This is a genomic window from Mycolicibacterium novocastrense, assembly GCF_001570485.1.
GTDB lineage: Bacteria > Actinomycetota > Actinomycetes > Mycobacteriales > Mycobacteriaceae > Mycobacterium > Mycobacterium novocastrense.
Window position 1 is genome coordinate 165,649 of the sequence record NZ_BCTA01000026.1, and the last position, 16,261, is coordinate 181,909.

10 protein-coding genes and 1 pseudogene are annotated in these 16,261 nt (G+C 67.6%); 7 read left to right on the forward strand and 4 right to left on the reverse strand.

Going from position 1 to position 16,261, the window contains the following annotated elements; translation table 11 throughout:
* Positions 1-2 precede the first annotated feature (2 nt).
* Both RMCN_RS09200 and RMCN_RS09205 read right to left on the reverse strand, forming a co-directional pair.
* Entirely contained in the window at positions 3-659 is a 657-nt protein-coding gene (locus RMCN_RS09200; RefSeq protein WP_067388548.1) for an enoyl-CoA hydratase-related protein, read from the reverse strand.
* A 79-nt stretch (positions 660-738) separates the two neighbouring features.
* The gene (locus tag RMCN_RS09205) at positions 739-2,205 is read right to left on the reverse strand and encodes an HNH endonuclease signature motif containing protein (protein ID WP_067388549.1); all 1,467 of its coding nucleotides are present in this window, start codon (positions 2,203-2,205) and stop codon (positions 739-741) included.
* Positions 2,206-2,274: 69 nt separating this feature from the next.
* Between RMCN_RS09205 and RMCN_RS09210 the strand changes: the two genes are divergently transcribed.
* The 3 genes and pseudogenes from RMCN_RS09210 (at position 2,275) to RMCN_RS09220 (ending at position 4,221) form a co-directional block, all read left to right on the forward strand.
* A complete protein-coding gene (locus tag RMCN_RS09210) occupies positions 2,275-2,655 on the forward strand; it encodes a DUF427 domain-containing protein (protein ID WP_067388550.1) in 381 nt (126 codons plus the stop codon).
* A gap of 9 nt (positions 2,656-2,664) precedes the next feature.
* Positions 2,665-3,577 (forward strand): annotated as a pseudogene (locus tag RMCN_RS09215) (DNA-3-methyladenine glycosylase family protein).
* Between the two features lie 80 nt (positions 3,578-3,657).
* On the forward strand, positions 3,658-4,221 hold the full coding sequence (locus tag RMCN_RS09220; protein WP_064413089.1) for a Dps family protein: 564 nt from the start codon (positions 3,658-3,660) through the stop codon (positions 4,219-4,221).
* A gap of 24 nt (positions 4,222-4,245) precedes the next feature.
* Here RMCN_RS09220 and RMCN_RS09225 read toward each other — a convergent pair whose 3' ends face one another.
* Entirely contained in the window at positions 4,246-5,637 is a 1,392-nt protein-coding gene (locus RMCN_RS09225) for a chloride channel protein (protein ID WP_067388551.1), read from the reverse strand.
* A gap of 24 nt (positions 5,638-5,661) precedes the next feature.
* On the reverse strand, positions 5,662-6,465 hold the full coding sequence (locus RMCN_RS09230; RefSeq protein ID WP_067388552.1) for a PaaI family thioesterase: 804 nt from the start codon (positions 6,463-6,465) through the stop codon (positions 5,662-5,664).
* Between the two features lie 54 nt (positions 6,466-6,519).
* Between RMCN_RS09230 and RMCN_RS09235 the strand changes: the two genes are divergently transcribed.
* The 4 genes from RMCN_RS09235 to RMCN_RS09250 all read left to right on the forward strand — a co-directional run bounded on the left by RMCN_RS09235 (position 6,520) and on the right by RMCN_RS09250 (position 15,966).
* Entirely contained in the window at positions 6,520-8,613 is a 2,094-nt protein-coding gene (locus RMCN_RS09235; protein ID WP_067388553.1) for a heavy metal translocating P-type ATPase, read from the forward strand.
* A gap of 413 nt (positions 8,614-9,026) precedes the next feature.
* Positions 9,027-13,610 carry a glutamate synthase large subunit gene (gene gltB / locus RMCN_RS09240; RefSeq protein ID WP_067388555.1) on the forward strand — a complete coding sequence of 1,528 codons (4,584 nt, stop codon included), beginning with the start codon at positions 9,027-9,029 and terminating at the stop codon, positions 13,608-13,610.
* Positions 13,603-15,069, forward strand: a complete 1,467-nt coding sequence (locus tag RMCN_RS09245) for a glutamate synthase subunit beta (RefSeq protein WP_064413093.1) — start codon at positions 13,603-13,605, stop codon at positions 15,067-15,069. Before gltB ends, RMCN_RS09245 begins: the two co-directional genes overlap by 8 nt.
* A gap of 63 nt (positions 15,070-15,132) precedes the next feature.
* Complete coding sequence (locus tag RMCN_RS09250; protein WP_234787623.1) at positions 15,133-15,966, forward strand: polysaccharide deacetylase family protein; 834 nt, start codon at positions 15,133-15,135, stop codon at positions 15,964-15,966.
* Positions 15,967-16,261: the final 295 nt, after the last annotated feature.

A 16,261-nucleotide genomic window follows, 5' to 3' on the forward strand; every position in this document is an offset into this window, starting at 1 on the left:
GCCTAGCGGACGTTGAGTTCGGCGATCACCTCGGCGTACAAGCGCGCCTTGATCGTGCCGAACACCGTCCCGGCTTTGGCGGCCAATGCCTCGGCGCGGGCGACCGCCGCGTCGAGGACTTCACCCTCCCCGGCGGTGGCCGTGACGATTCCCGCCGCGCGGGCGTCTTCGCCGCCGTACCGTCGCGCGGTGGTCATGGCCTCGTGCGCGGTCGCGATCGGCAGCCGAGACCGGATGAGCGCGTTCATGCCTGCCGTGAACGGGATACCGAGGTCGACCTCCGGCAGACAGAAGAAGCCGCGATCGGCGCGCGTGACGATCTGGTCGTGGGAGAGCGCCAGCATCGCGCCCGCGGCGAACGCGTGTCCCTGCACCGCGGCGATGATCGGCGCCGGGAACGCCAACACGCGCGCCAACAGCGCGTGCACGTCGGCGAGGTTGGCCTCGGCCGCATCGGGATTGGCCGCCATGAAGTCCAGGTCGAGACCGTTGGAGTAGAACTTGCCGCTGCCCGTGGTGACGACGGCCCTCGGCCCATCGGCGGCCTCCACCTCGTCGAGTGCGGAGTTGATCGCTGCCAGCCGGTCGGGGTGGAAGCGGTTCTCGTCCTCGCCGAGGGTCAACACGTACACCGCGCCGCGCTTGTCCAGATCGCCCATCAACCGATTACACCACCTACTGAGGAATCGGATCGCGCCTCATCGAGCAGACACCCGCGATGGCTCGTGCGTATCTCGCTCAGAACGGTGCGGGGTCCACGTTGCGTGCCCGCTCGGCCTTGATCCGCGCGGCGAAGTCGGCGGCCCGCGTTCGTTTTCGCTTCGGCATCTTCGCCGTGCGATCAGCCAGCGACGGTGAAACGGGCGGTGGTGGTGGAAGGTTGGCGGTGGTGGTGTCCCAATCGAAGAACAACTTGCTGCCGGGTGTCGTGGTATAGGTCCTGCCGCTCGGTGATTTCCAGATCACCGTGCCGTCGGGCAGCTGAACATCGAGCCACCCATCGAACGTCTTCATCATGTGGTGCTTGCGGCACAAGCACTTGAGGTTCGACGGATGCGTGGGCCCGAGCGGCCACGGGGTCGTGTGGTCGATGTCGCAAAGGTCGGCGCGCACATCGCATCCCGGTGCGCGACAGTACATATCACGCATGCGCACGAACTCGGCCAGCGCCGTCGATGGCTGGTATCGCGCCTCGGCGTCGGGCCCAGGCATTTTGATCGGACGCACCTTAGCGCCGCGGCTGATCAGCCAGGGCAGCAGTGAGGTGGGCAGTGCACCGTGGCCCAGTAGTACCGCGGTGCCCCGCTTCTCGGCGCCCGGTGAGTCGGGCTGCGGCGGGGCGGTGTCGTCCGTGTCGCTATCGGTCGCAGGAGTCGCGTCGTTACCTGCTGCAGCAGCGGCATTTTTGAAAGCGTCTTGGTCGGCGATCACGTGGAGGAGGACGTTCGACGTTTGCGGAGCGGCCGCGGCGCACGTCGGCGATCCGCATGCGCAACCCAACCGGTCTTGGTTGGCGGCCAACGCGCCGATAGCGTCGGCTCGGCGCTCGCCCATGCTGCGCGGATCGTTGTCGCACAGCCCCTGCATCATCTCGGCGAGGCGGCTTTTGAGGACAGCGGCGTCGGTGACCAACAGCCTGCCCCACACCGAAGTGGTGCCGACCGGGTCATCGAGATCACCGATGTGGAAATCCCGGGTGCGCGCCGTCGACCGACTTCTCCGCACCGCTTCTGGGTCGAACTTGTCGACGAGCGCGTCGATGGCCTCGTCCAACCGCTGCTCGGACAAAGGACCCAACCGAGACGCCCGTTTGGCAAGCGCCGTGTCGATGAGCGCCAACGCCTCAGGCTCCTCGACAAGTTGGGTGCGCCAGGTGATCGCCGAGACGATCCGCGCACCGATTCCGCCCCGTTCGAACAACGCGGCCACCTGGGGCAGCCGCTCGCGCAACGCCTGCGCGATCCGCATCTGCCCGGACGCGCGGCGATGCCCGATCGTCATCGCCGCGGCCACCTCGGCGGCGACGCTGTCCCACGGGTCGAACGCACACAGATTGCGTTCGTCATCCTCGCTGACCTTGCGCCGGGTCAGCTCCGCGATGGCCGCGAACCGGCGCGCCGCGGCCTCGGCCTCCGCACGCGCACCGTCGGCGATGGCGGCGACGAGAGCGGCGTCGTCCACCTCCGCGAACTGTCCTCCGAACATGTGTTCGAGTATGCCACCGGGGTATGACACGTCCGGAATCCAGCCGTCACCTCGTACGTTGGCGTTGATATGAGCGATCGCTCCGTACTCGAGCCCACCGCGGAACACCCGATCACCGTCGCGCCGACCGGCAGACACGTCACCGCCCGGGTGAACGGCGAGATCGTCGCCGACACCGACCGAGCGTTGACGCTGCAGGAGTCGACGTACCCGGCCGTGCAGTACATCCCGTTCGCCGACGTCGTCCAAGACAAACTCAGGCCCAGCGACACCCAGACGTACTGCCCGTTCAAGGGCGACGCAGCCTACTTCCACGTGGTGACCGAGGCCGGCGCCGTCGTCGAGGACGCCATCTGGACCTATGAGACGCCATACCCGGCAGTCGCCCCCATCGCCGGGCATGTCGCGTTCTACCCGGACAAAGCCGAGATCGTCGTCGCCCAGGCATAACCTTGGCCGGTGCACACCTCGGTCAGCGTCGCCTTCGACGGCCCGGTCAGCCCTGCGTTGACTCTGGCGCCGCTGCGGCGTGGCCGAACGGACCCCTGCTATTACGACGCTCCCGATGGCGCCATCTGGCGCACCAGCCTGATGCGCAGCGGGCCCGTCGCCGCGCGTCTCACCAAATCGGCACCCGACACCGTCGACTGTGAAGCATGGGGTGACGGCGCGAGAGAATTCGCCGAGACCCTGCCCGCCCTGCTCGGCGCGTACGACGACAGCGTCGGTTTCGTGCCCACCGAACCGACCATCGCCGCCGCGCATCGACGCGTGCGGCATCTGCGGCTGGGCCGCACCGACCGCCGTGCTCGAAGCACTGATTCCCGCGGTGCTCGAACAGCGGGTCTACGGCAAGGATGCTCGCCGCGCGTGGCGGCTGCTCGTCACCAAGTACGGGGCCCCCGCGCCCGGACCGGCGCCTGCGCACATGCGGGTCCCGCCTCCCGGTGAGGTCTGGTGCCGCATTCCGTCCTGGGAGTTCCACCGCGCCAACGTCGACCCCCGGCGCGCACGGACCGTCGTCGTGTGTGCGCAACGCGCCGACTCCCTGGAACGACTCGGCGCCCGGTCACCGGCCGACGCCCGCGTCGCGATGGCGTCGCTTCCGGGAGTCGGTGAGTGGACCGCCGCGGAGACGAGTCAGCGCGCATTCGGTGACGCGGATGCGCTCTCGGTCGGCGACTACCACCTGGCGAAGATGGTCGGTTGGAGCCTCCTGGGGCATCCGATCGACGATCCCACGATGGTCGAGTTGCTCGAACCGCTTCGACCTCACCGTCACCGCGCGGTGCGCCTGTTGGAGGTCAGCGGGCTTGCGGTGCTGCCGCGATTCGGGCCGCGCATGGCGATCCCGAATCTGATCGAGATGTGACGCCTGAGACGTGGTGGATTACCGCACCAATGCAGCGGGTAGTCGAAGCGACGACACCCTATGCGTGCAAAGGAGCTTCCATGCCTAGATCCAATTACACAGTGCCCGGTATGACTGACAAGGACGCCGCGAAGGTCGCCGAACTTCTGCAGAAGCAGTTGAGCCGGTACAACGATCTTCACCTGACCCTCAAGCACATCCACTGGAATGTGGTGGGCCCGAACTTCATCGGCGTACACGAGATGATCGATCCGCAGGTCGAGTTGGTGCGCGGCTACGCCGACGAGGTCGCCGAACGGATCGCCACCCTCGGCTTCTCGCCGAAGGGCACGCCCGGCGCGATCATCGAGGACCGCAGCTGGGATGACTACTCGCTCGATCGCGACACCGTGCAGGCGCACCTCGCTGCGCTCGACCTCGTCTACGACGGGATCATCGAGGACACCCGTCAGAACATCGAAGAGGCCGAGGACGCCGACCCGGTGACCGAGGACATTCTGATCGGCCACGCCGCCGAGCTCGAGAAGTTCCAGTGGTTCGTCCGCGCACACCTGGAGAACGCCGGTGGCCAGCTGGCCAACGAGGGTGCGAGGACGGAGAAGTCGGCCGCCAGCCAGGCGAAGAAGAAGTCCTCGGGTAAGTAAGGCTTCCGGCGGAGGTGACCGGCGTCAGCCGGCACCGCGTTGCGCCCGCGCGGTTTCGCGGTCGAGACGCTGAGCCTGGTAGATCGACACGTCGGTGCGCGACACCAGCATGTAGGCGATTCCGACCGCCACCATCGCGCACGGGATCACCGAGAACGAGCCGGTCATCTCCGCCACCATGATCATCACAGCCAACGGGGCGTGCGAGACGCTGCCGAAACACGCCATCATGCCGACAACGACGAACGTGGCTGGGCTGTCGGGGATTCCGGGAGCGTCGACCAGATCGCCGAGTCGCCACAGAGCGGCGCCGACGAATGCGCCCACCACGACACCGGGTCCGAAGATACCGCCGGATCCGCCGGTGCCGATCGACAGCGACGTCGCCACGATCTTGGCCAGCGGCAGGATCAGTACGATCCACAGCGGTATCGCCATCAAAGTGTCGGTGGCCGTGGCCTTCTGTGCCCATCCGTACCCGCTGGCCAACACCTGCGGGATCGCGAGCGCCAGCAACCCCACCGCCAGCCCGCCCACCGCGGGTTTGAGCACCTTGTGACCCGGCAGTCGCGCGGTCAGCGCGACGGTGCCGTAGAAGATGCGCGCGTAGAGGTATCCGACGCCGGCCGCGACGACACCGAGCACGACGAACCAACTCAGATCCAGCGGGCTCTCGAACCGGTAGTCGGCGGCGACGAACCCGAACAGCGGGTCGAAGCCGAGGATCGAACCGAGCACCGAGTAGGCGGTCGCCGAGGTGATGAATCCCGGTATCAGCGCCTGATAGTCGAAGTCCCGGCGGTACACGATCGATGCCGCCAGCACCGCTCCGCCCAGCGGGGCGCCGAAGATCGCCCCGATGCCCGATCCGATGCCCAGCGACACCGCGATCCGTCCGTCCTCGTCGGACAGGTTCAGCCACTTCGTCAACAGGGATCCGAAGCCCGCGGAGATCTGCGCCGCGGGGCCCTCGCGCCCGCCCGAGCCGCCCGACCCGATGGTCAACGCGCTGGCGATGGTCTTGATCACGATGGCTCGTCCCCGGATGGCGCGGGGATCGGTGTGCACGGCCTCGATCGCGCTGTCGGTGCCGTGTCCTTCGGCCTCCGGAGCGAACTTCGCGACCAGCCATGCCGATACGAGTGCGCCGCCGCAGACCACCAGCGGGATGGCCCACGGCCGGTCGAAGCCGGCCGAACCGGGGTCGCCGCCGTCGCCGACCGGTTTGGGGATCCGGTAGCCGGCCAGGTCGCCGAGCAGGAAGTCGCCCGCATAGTCGAGCGCCAGATAGAACACCACCGCGCCGAGGCCGGCGATGACGCCGATCGCGATCCCGAGGATCAGCCACTTACGGATGTAACCGGAGCGCCGAATGAATCCGCCGAGGCCGCCGCCGGTTTCACGGGTCTCGGCCATGGTCTCCAGATGCTAGCGCGACTGTCAGCGGTACGCGGTCAGTCTGGCGATGATCGCCACACCGCCACCGGGCCCGACGGCTTGCCCCTCGGCAACACCCGTCCTGCGCCCGACACGCAAAGCGGTTCCCACATAACGGGATTCGGGTCCGCTGTGGAAGGGCCGCATGAAGTTGACCCGGAGCGACGCGGTCCGCAGCGGCCGGTCGGGGCCGTCGGTGTCGAGTGCGGCGGCCGCGACCAGTTCCAGCGCCATCGCCGTCACCCCGCCGTGCACGATGCCGATCGCGTTGTTCAGCACGGGGTCCTCGTCCTGCAGCAGGACCCGCCCCGCACCGCCGCTCTCGGCGACGCGAACCGCCATTCGGTCGGCGAGCGTCCCGGGCGGCAGCGGGCCGGATGGGCCGTCGGGGAACGGTGCGATGTCGGCGGGCGACTGGATGTAGAACGAGCGCACGGTGGCGGTGGCGAGCACGGTGCCGCGGTGGGTGAGTTCGCACAGCGCCAACGCCACGTCGCTCTTGGCGCCGAACGGCCGGGCGGTCGCGACCACCGATACATCGGGTGCACCGGCGATGATTTCGGCGGCGTGGGGATCTGCTTCAAGGGACAGCTCGCTGGACACGGTCCACTCGTCATCGGCGCGGCGCCGGTGGTTGACGAGGCCGCACGCGTGGTCGACGAGCATCGCCATGGGCGCGATGGTCGGGGCACCGGTCAGCGGGTTCACCATTCCGCCCACCGGTATCGAGGCCACACACTCACCGGGCGCGTCCACGGACGTCGCGATGCCGAACCGGCCCAACGGAGTGTTCAGTGGATGTGACATCGGGATACAGCGTGACCGAACAACCCCTGGCTATATACCCCTAGGGGGTATACGATGGCCGACATGACGCATACCGGCCATGGTGCACAACACCCGGACACGGCCGCGGAGGGTCATTCGGGCCACGACCATCCGGGCGGCCACTCGAACGGCCACTCGGGCGGTCATGACCACTCCGGCCATGTAGCCGAGTTCCGGCGCCTGTTCTGGACCATGCTCGTGCTCGCCGTACCGACGGTCGCGCTGTCCGGGATGTTCGCGATGATCCTCGGCTACTCGCTGCCCGACATCCCCGGGATCCGATGGGTTCCGCCGGTGCTCGGCACCGTGATGTACGTCTGGGGCGGGCGGCCCTTCCTGTCCGGGGCGGTCAGTGAAATCCGTTCCCGCGCACCGGGAATGATGCTGCTGATCGGTCTTGCGATCACGGTGGCGTTCCTGTCGTCCTGGGGCGCCAGCCTCGGCGTGCTGCACCACGAGCTGGACTTCTGGTGGGAACTGGCGCTGCTGATCGTGATCATGCTGCTCGGCCACTGGATCGAGATGCGCTCGCTCGCGCAGACCACGTCCGCGCTCGATTCGCTGGCTGCGCTGCTGCCCGACGAGGCCGAGCGGGTCGTCGACGGCGGCACGGAGACCGTCGCACCGGCGCAGCTGCGGGTCGGCGACGTCGTGCTGGTGCGTCCGGGAGGCAATATCCCCGCTGACGGCGAGATCGTCGACGGCGCCGCGGACGTCGACGAGTCGATGGTCACCGGCGAATCGCGTCCGGTCCGCCGTGAGGCCGGCGACCGCGTCGTGGCCGGCACCGTGGCCACCGACTCGGGATTGCGGGTGCGGGTCAGCGCGGTCGGCGACGACACGACGCTCGCCGGTATCCAGCGGTTGGTGACCGAGGCGCAGAACTCGTCGTCGCGGGCCCAGCGCCTGGCCGACAAGGCGGCGGGCTGGCTGTTCTGGTTCGCGTTGTCGGCGGCCGTCATCACCGCGGTGGTGTGGTCGTTTGCGGGGATGCCCGCAGCGGCCGTCGTCAGGACCATCACGGTGCTGGTGATCGCCTGCCCGCACGCGCTCGGGCTGGCGATACCGCTGGTCGTCTCGATCGCCACCGAACGCGCCGCGCGCGGGGGCGTTCTGGTCAAGGACCGGCTGGCGCTGGAGAGCATGCGGACCGTCGATGCCGTGCTCTTCGACAAGACCGGCACGCTGACCAAGGGGGAGCCGACGGTCACCGCGGTCGCGACCGCACCCGGACAGTCCGCCGAGGACGTGCTGACGTGGGCGGCGGCGGCCGAGGCGTACTCCGAGCATCCGCTGGCCAGGGCGATCGTCGCGGCCGCGCGCGACCGGTCGCTGACGCTGCCGCCGACCACCGACTTCAGCTCGTCTCCGGCGGTGGGCGTCAAGGCCACGGTCGGGGGCCGCAGCGTTCAGGTCGGTGGGCCGCGGATGCTGTCCGAAGCGGGGCTGACCGACCTCCCCGAAACGCGACAGTGGCGAGACGAAGGGGCGATCATCCTGCACGTCGTCGTCGACGGAGACGCCGTGGGTGCGATCAAGCTGGCCGACGAGGTGCGACCCGAGTCCGCGCAGGTGGTCGAGGCGCTGACGAAGCTGGGCATCGAAGTGGTGATGATCACCGGCGACGCGGAGGCCGTTGCGCGATCCGTGGCCGCCGACCTGGGGATCGGGCGCGTCTTCGCCGGCGTACGGCCGGAGGATAAGGCGGCGAAGGTGGCCGAGTTGCAGCGCGAAGGGCGCAAAGTGGCGATGGTCGGGGACGGGGTCAACGACGCGCCCGCACTCGCTGCGGCCGACGTCGGCATCGCGATCGGCGCCGGAACCGACGTGGCGATCGCCTCGGCCGGGGTGATCCTGGCCGGGTCGGATCCGCGCTCGGTGCTGTCGGTGCTGCTGCTGTCGCGGGCCGCGTACCGCAAGATGAAGCAAAACCTTTGGTGGGCAGCGGGATACAACTTGTTGTCGGTGCCATTGGCCGCGGGGGTGCTGGCGCCGATCGGCTTCATCCTGCCGATGTCCGTCGGCGCGATCTTGATGTCGGCGTCGACCGTCGTGGTGGCGCTCAATGCCCAGCTGCTGCGGCGGCTGGACCTCACCCCCGAAGCCAGCCTGAAGGCGGTTTCCTAAGAATCTGGCTAGGCTTTTCGCAAACTTCTATAACGCGGTCTAAGCTGGTAAAAGCGCCGAAACGGCGCGTTTCAGCAAACGTCAGGCGGCGTCGGGAGGGAAGTGTGATGTGTACCGCACTCCGCTGGGGGATCGCTGAATGCCTTGAAAATCCCAGGGCAACAACGGAATTGAGCACCAAACACCGCTGGCGGCGAGCGGCTCGGCCGCCCGTCCCGCCGATCTAGTTAGGTTCTACTAAGTTGGCATGTCACCCGGTGTTTGTCATATCGTTTTCTCCACTCGGGGCAAGTGGAAACAGGCCGGCGTTCGATGCTGCACGAAGGCACTCCATGGCCGGACCGGCTAACCGCCGCTGTCTACGGCTGTCATGCAGAAGCTTCGTAAGACGTGCAGGAAAAGGGTAGGTGGGAATGGCGCCCAGGATGCAAGGGCTGTACAACCCCGCGTTCGAGCACGACGCGTGCGGCGTCGCCATGGTGGCCGATATGCACGGTCGCCGCAGTCGCGACATCGTTGACAAGGCGATCACCGCTCTGGTGAACCTGGAGCACCGCGGTGCGCAGGGCGCCGAGCCGAACACCGGCGATGGTGCGGGCATCATGTTGCAGGTTCCCGACGCTTTCCTGCGCGAGGTGGTCGACTTCGACCTGCCGGAGCCGGGTAGCTACGCCACCGGAATCGCGTTCCTTCCGCAGTCCTCGAAGGATGCGGCGACCGCGTGCGAGGCCGTCGAGAAGATCGCCGAGGCCGAAGGGCTCGAGGTCCTGGGTTGGCGCGAGGTGCCGATCGACGATTCGGCGCTGGGCGCCCTGGCCCGCGACGCGATGCCCACATTCCGGCAGGTGTTCATCGGCGGTGCTTCGGGCATGGAGTTGGAGCGTCGCGCGTACGTGGTGCGCAAGCGCGCCGAACACGAGCTGGGCACCAAGGGGCCGGGCCAGGACGGGCCGGGTCGCGAAACCGTCTACTTCCCAAGTCTTTCCGGGCAGACGTTCGTCTACAAGGGCATGCTGACCACCCCGCAGCTCAAGGCGTTCTACCTCGATCTGCAGGACGACCGGCTCACCAGTGCGCTGGGCATCGTTCACTCGCGCTTCTCGACCAACACGTTCCCGTCCTGGCCGCTGGCCCACCCGTTCCGGCGCATCGCCCACAACGGCGAGATCAACACCGTCACCGGCAACGAGAACTGGATGCGCGCGCGAGAGGCGCTCATCAAGACCGACGTCTTCGGCCCGAATCAGGACCTCGACAAGATCACCCCGGTCTGCACGCCCGGGGCGTCGGACACCGCCAGGTTCGACGAGGTGCTCGAACTCCTGCACCTTGGCGGGCGAAGCCTGCCGCACGCGGTGCTGATGATGATTCCGGAGGCCTGGGAGCGGCACGAGAGTATGGACCCGGCCCGCCGGGCGTTCTATGAGTTCCACGACTCGCTCATGGAGCCGTGGGACGGTCCGGCGTCGGTGTGCTTCACCGACGGCACCATCGTCGGCGCGGTGCTCGACCGCAACGGTCTGCGCCCGTCGCGCATCTGGGTCACCAAGGACGGCCTGGTCGTGATGGCCTCGGAGGCCGGCGTGCTCGACCTCGACCCCTCGACGGTGGTCCGGAAGATGCGCCTGCAACCCGGCCGGATGTTCCTTGTCGACACCGCGCAGGGGCGCATCGTCGACGACGAGGAGATCAAGGCCGAACTGGCCGCCGAGCACCCGTACCAGGAATGGCTCGACGCCGGGTTGTTCGACCTCGACGAGCTTCCGCCCGGCGACTACGTCCGGATGCCGCACCACCGGGTGGTGTTGCGCCAGCAGATCTTCGGGTTCACCTACGAGGAACTCAACCTGCTGGTCGCGCCGATGGCCCGGACCGGCGCCGAGGCGCTCGGCTCGATGGGCACCGACACCCCGATCGCCGTGCTGTCGACCCGCCCGCGGATGCTCTACGACTACTTCCAGCAGCTGTTCGCGCAGGTCACCAACCCGCCGTTGGACGCCATTCGCGAAGAGGTGGTGACCAGCCTGCAGGGGGCCGTGGGGCCCGAGGGCGACCTGCTCAATCCAGGTCCCGATTCGTGTCGGCAGATCGTGCTGCCGCAGCCGATCCTGCGCAACGCGGAGCTGTCCAAGCTGATCTGCGTCGACCCCGACCACGAGATCCGCGGTCACAAGCACGGCATGCGCGCCGCGGTGATCCGCTGTCTTTATCCGGTGAACCGGGGCGGACAGGGCCTCAAGGAAGCCCTGGACAACGTGCGGGCCAAGGCGTCGGCGGCCATCCGCGAGGGCGCCCGCATCATCGTGCTCTCCGACCGCGAGTCCAACGAGCAGATGGCCCCGATCCCGTCGCTGCTGTCCGTGTCGGCCGTGCACCACCACCTGGTTCGCGAGCGGACGCGCACCAAAGTGGGCCTGGTAGTCGAGGCCGGCGACGCCCGCGAGGTGCACCACATGGCCACGCTGTGCGGGTTCGGCGCGGCGGCGATCAACCCGTACATGGCGTTCGAGTCGATCGAGGACATGGTCGACCGCGGTGTGATCACCGGAATCTCGAGCGACCAGGCCAAGGCCAACTACGTCAAGGCCGCCGGCAAGGGCGTGCTGAAGGTGATGTCGAAGATGGGCATCTCCACGCTGGCCTCCTACACCGGCGCCCAGCTGTTCCAGGCCATCGGCATCAACCAGCAGGTGCTCGACGAGTACTTCACCGGGTTGACCTGCCCGGTCGGCGGAATCGACCTCAACGACATCGCCGACGACGTCGCGGCGCGGCACTCGTTAGCCTATCTCGACCGGCCCGACGAGTGGGCGCACCGCGAACTCGAGGTCGGCGGCGAATACCAGTGGCGCCGCGAGGGTGAGTACCACCTGTTCAACCCGGACACGGTGTTCAAACTCCAGCACTCCACCCGCACCGGGCAGTACGAGGTCTTCAAGGAATACACCAAACTCGTCGACGATCAGAGCGAGCGGATGGCCTCGCTGCGCGGGCTGCTCAAGTTCCGCGACGGAGTGCGGCCGCCGGTGCCGCTCGAGGAGGTGGAGCCGGCCAGCGAGATCGTCAAGAGGTTCTCGACCGGCGCGATGAGCTACGGCTCGATCTCCGCCGAGGCACACGAGACGTTGGCCATCGCGATGAATCGCCTTGGCGGACGGTCGAATTCCGGTGAGGGCGGCGAGGACGTCAAACGCTTCGACCGCGACGAGAACGGCGACTGGCGGCGCAGCGCGATCAAGCAGGTGGCGTCGGGCCGGTTCGGCGTGACCAGCCATTACCTGAGCAATTGCACCGACATTCAGATCAAGATGGCCCAGGGCGCGAAACCCGGTGAGGGCGGCCAGCTTCCGGGCGGCAAGGTGTACCCGTGGGTCGCCGAGGTGCGGCACTCGACACCCGGCGTGGGTCTGATCTCACCGCCGCCGCACCACGACATCTACTCGATCGAGGATCTGGCGCAGCTGATTCACGATCTGAAGAACGCCAACCCGCAGGCCCGGGTGCACGTCAAGCTGGTCTCCGAGAACGGTGTGGGAACAGTTGCGGCAGGCGTGTCCAAGGCACATGCCGACGTCGTGCTCATCTCCGGTCACGACGGTGGGACGGGTGCGACACCGCTGACGTCGATGAAGCACGCGGGCGCGCCGTGGGAGCTCGGCCTGGCCGAGACTCAGCAGACGTTGCTGCTCAACGGCCTTCGCGATCGAATCGTGGTTCAGGTCGACGGTCAGCTCAAGACCGGCCGCGACGTGGTGATCGCCGCGCTGCTGGGTGCCGAGGAGTTCGGTTTCGCCACCGCGCCGCTGGTCGTCTCGGGCTGCATCATGATGCGCGTCTGCCACCTCGACACCTGCCCGGTGGGCGTCGCGACCCAGAACCCGGTGCTGCGCGAGCGGTTCACCGGCAAACCGGAATTCGTCGAGAACTTCTTCATGTTCATTGCCGAAGAAGTGCGGGAGACGATGGCCCAGTTGGGCTTCCGCACGGTCAACGAGATGGTCGGACAGGTCGGCGCGCTGGACACCACCAAGGCCGCCGAGCACTGGAAGGCCTACAAGCTGGATCTGGCGCCCGTGCTGCACGAGCCCGAGTCGGCCTTCATGAACCAGGACCTGTACTGCAGTTCGCGTCAGGACCACGGGCTGGACAAGGCGCTCGACCAGCAGTTGATCGTGATGTGCCGCGAAGCGCTGGATTCGGCGACGCCGGTGCGCTTCTCGACGACGATCGCCAACGTCAACCGCACCGTCGGCACGATGCTCGGCCATGAGGTGACCAAAGCTTATGGTGGGCAGGGCCTTCCGGACGGCACCATCGACATCACCTTCGACGGATCGGCGGGCAACAGCTTCGGGGCCTTCGTGCCGAAGGGCATCACGCTGCGGGTCTACGGCGACGCCAACGACTATGTCGGCAAGGGCCTCTCGGGCGGACGGATCGTGGTGCGCCCGTCCGACAGCGCGCCCGAGGACTACGTCGCCGAGGACAACATCATCGCGGGCAACGTGATCCTGTTCGGCGCGACCAGCGGCCAGGCGTTCCTCCGCGGCCAGGTCGGCGAGCGGTTCGCGGTGCGCAACTCCGGTGCGCACGCGGTGGTCGAGGGCGTGGGCGACCACGGTTGTGAGTACATGACCGGCGGCAAGATCGCGATCCTCGGTCCGACGGGGCGCAACTTCGCCGCGGGCATGTCCGGAGGGATCGCCTACGTCTACGACCCCGACGGCGCACTGCCGGACAACCTCAACGCCGAGATGGTGGAACTGGAGGACCTCGACGAGGAGGACCTCGAGTGGCTCGCGGGCATGATCCAGGCCCACGTCGACGCCACCGATTCCGCTGTCGGAGCACGCATCCTCAATGACTGGGACAACAACGTGAAGCACTTCACCAAGGTGATGCCCCGCGATTTCAAGCGGGTGCTCGAGGCGATCGCGGAGGCCGAACGAACCGGCGCCAACGTCGACGAGGCGATCATGGCGGCCGCCAGTGGCTGATCCCCGCGGTTTCCTCAGGTACACCCAGCGCGAGACCCCGCAACGGCGGCCCGTGCCGATTCGGCTGCGCGACTGGAAAGAGGTCTACGAGGACTTCTCCCATGACACCCTGCGCGAGCAGGCGACCCGGTGTATGGACTGCGGGATTCCGTTCTGCCACAACGGGTGTCCTCTCGGGAACCTGATCCCCGAGTGGAACGATTTGGTGCGCAACGACCGCTGGCGTGACGCCATCGAGCGGCTGCATGCGACGAACAACTTCCCCGAGTTCACCGGCCGGCTGTGCCCGGCGCCGTGCGAGGGCTCGTGTGTTCTGGGCATCAACCAGGACCCGGTCACGATCAAGCAGGTCGAGGTCGAAATCATCGACAAGGCGTTCGACGAGGGCTGGGTGACGCCGCTGCCGCCGACGGTCAAGACCGGCAAGAAGGTCGCCGTCGTCGGCTCCGGCCCCGCCGGGCTGGCCGCCGCCCAGCAGCTGACCCGCGCCGGGCACAGCGTCACCTTGTTCGAGCGCGACGATCGCATCGGCGGGCTGCTGCGCTACGGCATCCCCGAGTTCAAGATGGAAAAGCGCCACATCGACCGTCGTCTGGAACAGATGGCGGCCGAGGGCACCGAGTTTCGCACCGGGGTCAACGTCGGCGTCGACATCACCGCGCAGCAGCTGCGCAAGGAGTTCGACGCGGTGGTGCTCGCCGGCGGTGCGACCGAACGGCGCGACCTGCCGATCCCGGGTCGCGAGCTCGACGGTATCCACCAGGCGATGGAGTACCTGCCGTGGGCGAACCGCGTACAGCTCGGCGACCCCGTCACCGACGAAAACGGTCTGCCGCCGATCCACGCGAAGGACAAGAAGGTCATCATCATCGGCGGCGGTGACACCGGCGCCGACTGTCTGGGCACCGCGCACCGTCAGGGCGCCGCCAGCGTGCACCAGTTCGAGATCATGCCGCGCCCGCCGGACACGCGCGCCGACTCGACGCCGTGGCCGGTCTACCCGTTGATGTTCCGGGTGTCCTCGGCGCACGAGGAAGGCGGCGAGCGGGTCTACTCGGTCAACACCGAGGAGTTCATCGGTGAAGACGGGCATGTCACCGGGCTACGTGGCCACGAGGTCAAGATGAACGCGGGCAAGTTCGAGAAGGTCGAGGGCACCGAATTCGAGCTGGAAGCCGATCTCGTGCTGCTCGCGATGGGCTTCACCGGTCCCGAGCGCGAAGGCCTGCTGACCGACCTCGGCGTCGAGATCAACGAACGCGGCAACGTCAGCCGGGACGCAGACTTCGCCTCCTCGGTGCCCGGTGTCTTCGTCGCAGGCGACATGGGACGCGGGCAGTCGTTGATCGTGTGGGCGATCGCGGAGGGCCGCGCGGCCGCGGCGGGTGTGGACCGCTACCTGATGGGCCAGTCGGCGCTGCCCGCGCCGATCAAGCCGACCGCCGTTCCGCAGCGGTAGGTTCCGCCGCGACACGCGGCGCAATGTACGGCTTTTGCGCCTGAGCGCGCGACAGTAATGGCGGTGATCGGCCGCTACCAATCCGTCGGCGCCGGGCGAAGACTCAACCGGCGCAACTTCATCGCGGCGCTGTCCGTCGCCACCGTGGGCGCCGTGGGGCTGAGCCGGTGCGCGACCGGAGAGCAACCGCGAGTCGCCGGTGTAGCCGCCTCGCAAGTCCCGACCGCACCCTCGGCCGGCCTGTTGCCGCCGCCACCGGCGTCGGCGCGGATCGCTCTACCCAGCGGTGGCGTGCTGAGCAGCCTGCCCGGCGAGGGAGATCTGTTGGCGCTGACCGTCGACGACGGGGTGAGCAGTGACGTCGTGCGCGCCTACACCCAATTCGCCAAGGACTCCGGGCTACGGCTGACCTACTTCGTCAACGGGATCTACCGGTCGTGGACCGATCACGCCGACCTGTTGCGGCCGCTGGTCGACGACGGTCAGATCCAACTGGCCAACCACACGTGGTCGCACCCCGACCTCACGAAGCTTCCGCTGGTCGACGTCGCCGAACAGTTCCGGCGCAACCACGATTTCCTGTGGAAGACGTACGGCGTCGACGCACGTCCCTACTTCCGGCCGCCCTACGGCGCGACCAGCCCACACGTCGACAAGGTGTCGGCCGATCTCGGCTACACCGTCGACACGTTGTGGTCGGGCACGCTGGAGGACCACGTGTGGATCCCCCCGGCCGAGGTCGTCGCGATGGCCGAGCGGCACTTCACCGCACAGAAGATCGTGATCGGCCACCTCAATCACCCGCCCGTCACCGAGGTCTTCGGGCAGTTGGTCGACATCGTCCGGGCGCGGGGGCTGCGCACCGTGACGTTGGACGACGTGTTTCTGCGGCCGTGACCGGCGGCGAGCGTGCGGTCTCATACGGTAGGGCCGCGTGTTGCGTACGAAACCACACAATCGCGGATGGAGTGGAACGTCGAATTCGAGTCACATCTGTCACTCCAGCAACTCTAAAAACATCAGACGATTCACCGGCGCGCCTACCGCAGTTTGCCGACGGACGGGTTCTAATGACTTCATGGGGGCACTGCGGTAAGGTTGGGCCCCGGTCAGCTATCGGTTTCGACACAGGAGTCAGTTCCGTGTATGTCAACCCGCTATCCCGGTCTCGGGTGAGCCGAATCGCCTGGTC

Excerpts from the sequence above, each read along its gene's own strand:
- RMCN_RS09200 (WP_067388548.1), bottom strand. The coding sequence starts at position 659 with ATGGGCGATCTGGACAAGCGCGGCGCGGTGTACGTGTTGACCCTCGGC.
- RMCN_RS09205 (WP_067388549.1), bottom strand. The coding sequence starts at position 2,205 with ATGTTCGGAGGACAGTTCGCGGAGGTGGACGACGCCGCTCTCGTCGCC.
- RMCN_RS09210 (WP_067388550.1), top strand. The coding sequence starts at position 2,275 with ATGAGCGATCGCTCCGTACTCGAGCCCACCGCGGAACACCCGATCACC.
- RMCN_RS09220 (WP_064413089.1), top strand. The coding sequence starts at position 3,658 with ATGCCTAGATCCAATTACACAGTGCCCGGTATGACTGACAAGGACGCC.
- RMCN_RS09225 (WP_067388551.1), bottom strand. The coding sequence starts at position 5,637 with ATGGCCGAGACCCGTGAAACCGGCGGCGGCCTCGGCGGATTCATTCGG.
- RMCN_RS09230 (WP_067388552.1), bottom strand. The coding sequence starts at position 6,465 with ATGTCACATCCACTGAACACTCCGTTGGGCCGGTTCGGCATCGCGACG.
- RMCN_RS09235 (WP_067388553.1), top strand. The coding sequence starts at position 6,520 with ATGGCCGACATGACGCATACCGGCCATGGTGCACAACACCCGGACACG.
- gltB (WP_067388555.1), top strand. The coding sequence starts at position 9,027 with ATGGCGCCCAGGATGCAAGGGCTGTACAACCCCGCGTTCGAGCACGAC.